4 protein-coding genes and 2 pseudogenes are annotated in these 4,022 nt (G+C 60.5%); 4 read left to right on the forward strand and 2 right to left on the reverse strand.

Features of this window, described 5'->3' with window-relative positions; genetic code table 11:
* The 3 genes and pseudogenes from EN994_RS21080 to EN994_RS21090 all read left to right on the forward strand — a co-directional run.
* The coding region (locus tag EN994_RS21080; protein WP_164746052.1) for a CaiB/BaiF CoA-transferase family protein at nucleotides 1–1,079 on the forward strand (1,079 nt) is incomplete at its 5' end.
* Nucleotides 1,080–1,212: 133 nt separating this feature from the next.
* A complete protein-coding gene (locus EN994_RS21085) occupies nucleotides 1,213–2,115 on the forward strand; it encodes a CoA ester lyase (RefSeq protein ID WP_210326668.1) in 903 nt (300 codons plus the stop codon).
* 24 nt (nucleotides 2,116–2,139) lie between these two features.
* Nucleotides 2,140–2,264, forward strand: a pseudogene (locus tag EN994_RS21090) (integrase core domain-containing protein); the annotation flags it as partial.
* 55 nt (nucleotides 2,265–2,319) lie between these two features.
* On the opposite strand, the gene EN994_RS36220 reads toward EN994_RS21090, so the two are convergent.
* Nucleotides 2,320–2,694 carry a zinc ribbon domain-containing protein gene (locus EN994_RS36220; RefSeq protein ID WP_063169311.1) on the reverse strand — a complete coding sequence of 125 codons (375 nt, stop codon included), beginning with the start codon at nucleotides 2,692–2,694 and terminating at the stop codon, nucleotides 2,320–2,322.
* 528 nt (nucleotides 2,695–3,222) lie between these two features.
* On the opposite strand from EN994_RS36220, the pseudogene EN994_RS36225 reads away from it, so the two are divergent.
* Nucleotides 3,223–3,359: pseudogene (locus tag EN994_RS36225) on the forward strand (IS3 family transposase); the annotation flags it as partial.
* 48 nt (nucleotides 3,360–3,407) lie between these two features.
* Here EN994_RS36225 and EN994_RS21100 read toward each other — a convergent pair.
* Nucleotides 3,408–3,755: a transposase gene (locus EN994_RS21100; RefSeq protein ID WP_063169310.1), complete on the reverse strand. Its 348-nt coding sequence runs from the start codon at nucleotides 3,753–3,755 to the stop codon at nucleotides 3,408–3,410.
* Nucleotides 3,756–4,022 lie beyond the last annotated feature (267 nt).

The following is a 4,022-nucleotide window of genomic DNA, read 5'->3' on the forward strand; positions in this document are numbered from 1 at the left end:
GCCTTGCTGACGCAGGCGCCCGGGTGATCAAGGTCGAAAGGCCCGAAGGGGACTTTGCCCGAAACTACGACAAGCTGGTGCGGGGGCAGAGCGCGTACTTCGTCTGGCTCAACCGGGGTAAGGAGTCGGTCTGTCTAGACCTGAGGTTGGAGGCGGATCGCGCCGTCCTCGACACGCTCATTGCCAGTGCTGATGTCTTCATCCAGAATCTAAAGCCGGGCAGCATAGAAAAACTGGGGTTCGCGTCCGCTGATCTGCGTCGACGATATCCGCGGCTGATCACCTGCGACATTTCTGGTTTCGGGGAGTCAGGGCCGTATTCCCATTTGAAGGCCTACGATCTGATCGTCCAGGCCGAAACAGGTCTATGCGCTATCACCGGCAACCAACAGGGGCCTGCGCGTGTAGGGGTCTCGGTTTGCGATATCTCGGCGGGCATGACAGCGCACAGCGCCATTCTTCAGGCACTGTACCACCGCGAGGTCACCGGCGAAGGGACCAGCATCCAGGTGTCACTGTTTGATGCCGTCGCCGACTGGATGAACGTGCCGGTTTTGCAAAATGATTACAGCGGCTACCAGACGGTACGCGCAGGCGTGAAACACCCGTCGCTCGCGCCGTATGGTGCCTATCGCTGTGCCGACGGCAAAGAGGTCATCTTTTCGGTTCAGAATGACCGCGAATGGGTGAATTTCTGCGAGAAATTCCTGAAGCAGTCCGGGCTCACACGCGCACCTGGTTTTGCTGACAATATGGAGCGCCTCGCTCATCGTGCGCAACTTGATGAGATCATTGAACAGCGGTTTTTTGAACTATCCTGCCACGATGCGATGCAGGAGCTCGAGGCGGCCGGCCTGGCATATGGCCGACTGAACGAAGTGGTGGATGTTTCAAAGCATCCACACATTCGCAGGGTGCAGGTTGGAACACCCGATGGAGCCGTCGAGACGATAGCGCCGGCGGCGATTTTCAACTCGGAGCTCCCCTCGCTTCGCCCAGTCCCGGCTCTTGGCTCTCATACCGAGGCTGTCCGCGAGGAGGTGCGGGCGCTTTTGCGCGAAAGAGCCGCGTCAGCGTGAGCGCGCGTTTCAGTAAGGTGAGACTGCTCGCGGTTTACAAAATGCCTGTGTACCTCGGATCATTTCAGCGCACCGGCCGCCTAGAAAGCTCACTGGCAGCGCCCGCGCTAAAATCGGCCGCAAAGGCGTCTCCATGATCAAGGACACCTTTGCGGCCGTTGAAGGCGCGATGTCTGTACCGCGCTGGAGATCCCTGCTCTTCGTTCCTGTTCACGTTCCGCGCTTTGTAGAGACGGCCCATGAGCGGGGCGCAGATGGCGTCATTCTCGACCTGGAGGATTCCGTGCCCCAGGATCGGAAAGGAGAGTCACGGCAGCAGCTTCCTGAATGCGTGGCAGAGGTGGGCCGGAAAGGCGCATCTGTTTTGGTCCGCGTGAATCATGGTCTGCGCGCCTTGGCGGCCGATCTCGATGCAGCCGTGATGGCGGGTGTTGACGCACTGGTTCTTCCGAAGACGGATTCGGCAGAGTGGGTTATAGAGATCGCGAATGCGGTTTCGGAACTAGAACGTGAAAGAAATCTTCCGCAGGGAGGCATCCGGTTCCTTGCCCAGATTGAGACCCCGGGCGCCTTGCAAAGGCTTGCGGCCATTGCGTCGGCGCATCCAAGGATGGTCGCAATGGCGCTTGGCCCTGAAGACTTCAGCGCCGCTGTTGGCGGCGCCCCAGGATTCGACCTTCTTTTGACGCCGAACCTTTCTGTTCTGTTTGCCGCCCGCGCGGCCGGCTTGCTCCCGCTGGGCTTCATAGGAAGCATCGGCGAGTTCTCGGACACGCATAAACTTCGTGAGGCCGCGGTGCGGGCGCGGCGGCTTGGCTTTGCCGGAGCTTTGGCGATCCATCCGACACAGGTGGCCATATTCAATGAGGCTTTCTCGCCAAGCGCCCAGGAGCTCGAGTGGGCCCATAAAGTTGTCGCGGCGGCAAATGATGCCGCCACGCGTGGACTGTCCGCATTCTCGTTGAATGGCAAAATGATAGATCCGCCAGTGGTGCGGCGCGCCCACGAGATCCTGATTCTTGTGGGCAACAACTGACTGGCCTGTTATCAGCGGCTGAACAGGAGCGAATGGCACTACACCGCGCCGGGCAAGCCGATGCAAAATGGCTACGCGATTCCCTCAACGGCCGAATGCGAGACGAGCTGTTGAACGATGGCCTGTTCTTCGGCCTCGACCACGCCCGCAGTGCCACTGCCGAATGGAGGCAGGACCTAAATCCTGTTCATAACACTCATCTGTCTATGTCATTTGAGTGAATAGGTTTTGCTGATCTGGATGCGATCCCATGGGGTATTTTGGGTTTTGCCGCGCGCGATGAACGATGCGCTGAGCCGCCGGTTCGTCAAGCGTTGATCGGCTGAAGACCCATGGACCGTCCGGCAGAGGATGAACGCCTTCGATCGACGCGAGTCCACCGAAGGCGATGCAACGCGGCTCGCCATTGTCAAGCAGACCACGCCAGCAGGAATAGCGCGGAATGTTGTGCTTGGTTCCCGTGTAGCGGACCGTCAGCTCGCGGCCGCAGCGCCGGCAGCGGACAAGGTCGGCGAGCAGAGCGTCGCCATGCTTGGGCGCCCCGTGATGCCGGCTCGTGGGCACGTGGTCGCTCACCATCTTGCGGATCGCTTCCGCCTTTCCCAGCCGACGTAGCCTTCGTGTGCACCCGGAATCAGCGCCAGCATCTCGCGCCTTACGGCGGCTGCGCGAGCGAATGGCGGCATCTGCGCGGTCTGCGCGTCGTGCGGGTTGGAGAAGATCGAACTGATATGTCGTAGGCTGGCGCGGTATGGACCTCTCCCCGGTTCGCTTCGTGAGGACCCGATGCTGCGCCCGAATCCTCCAATTGCGATGGGGTGTGGGAATTGGCCGTCGGGTCCTGCAGCAGTGTCACCAAGACGCCAAGCGTTCTGGGATCGATATGTGGGGCAGGGCAATGCGCCACGCGGTGCAGACCGCGATCAAACATCCAGGCCGGAACTTCCAGCCACCGATCGGAGGCGTGGCGGGAGAGACTGCAGCGGAAAACCTCCCGGTCGGCGTTCTCGATCACCTCATGAACGTGAACACAACGCCCGGCCCAAGGATGCCACGGATAAAGAAACTTGCGTTCCTCGGTCCTGTGGGTGTTCTTTCCTGGTGTTGTTCAACACCGTGAGGCCGCATTCCTCGCTCGCTATTTGACCCCGGCGGTCTTCGCCGGAACCCTCGCCGCAACCGGCTCCGACGCTGCACTCAATGAAGGCTTCGCGCCTCCGCCCGTTGCTCAAACCGCGCCATAACAGAAACGGCCGAGGCTAATCGCCACTGGTTGAAAGTTCAGTGGCAGGTCAGAGGGTCTGGCTCGACGGCCTTAGCTTCAGGCTATCCGGCCAATCCCGGCGATCACCCAGCGACACGATGACTGACCAGTGCTCAGCGCCACCGCCGGAGCTGCAAAAAGAGTTGCGTATGATTGAGCGTTCGACCACGTTGCTGTCGATCTTGATATGGCCTCGTCCAGGATGCGCGAGAGGCGCTTCCCAGCGCGAGAGCGTGTAGGGGATCGCCGCTGTGAGCTTGGTCTTCTGACTGATTTGGCCGAGCTTCTCTAGCCGCCCTGGGTCCAGTGCCGTGATGGTTGAGCACTTTTTGCCTGCGTGCAGCAAGGCCTCGTTGGCCTCGGCTACGGATGTCATCCTCGATCTTTTAGAGTTCGCGGATCCTTCTTAGCGCCTCGATCGGGCGCGGCATGGCAGAAGGCGAGCGTGAAGCCGCTTTTCGTCGGCCAGCAAGCGATGGCCCGCTATAGCCGTCGACCTGCAAGTTCCGGTAGAGAGCCTGCGAGATGAGCGATCGCACGCTGGGCCTTTTCGGTCCGGCGCATAGACATAAGACGCCCGGCGGTCCGCTCCCTCCCTAATCAGTCATCGCGGGCATAAATCCAGAGTAGGCCTGTCTTCGTC

The organism is Mesorhizobium sp. M7A.F.Ca.CA.002.09.1.1, assembly GCF_003998555.1.
Lineage (GTDB): Bacteria > Pseudomonadota > Alphaproteobacteria > Rhizobiales > Rhizobiaceae > Mesorhizobium > Mesorhizobium ciceri.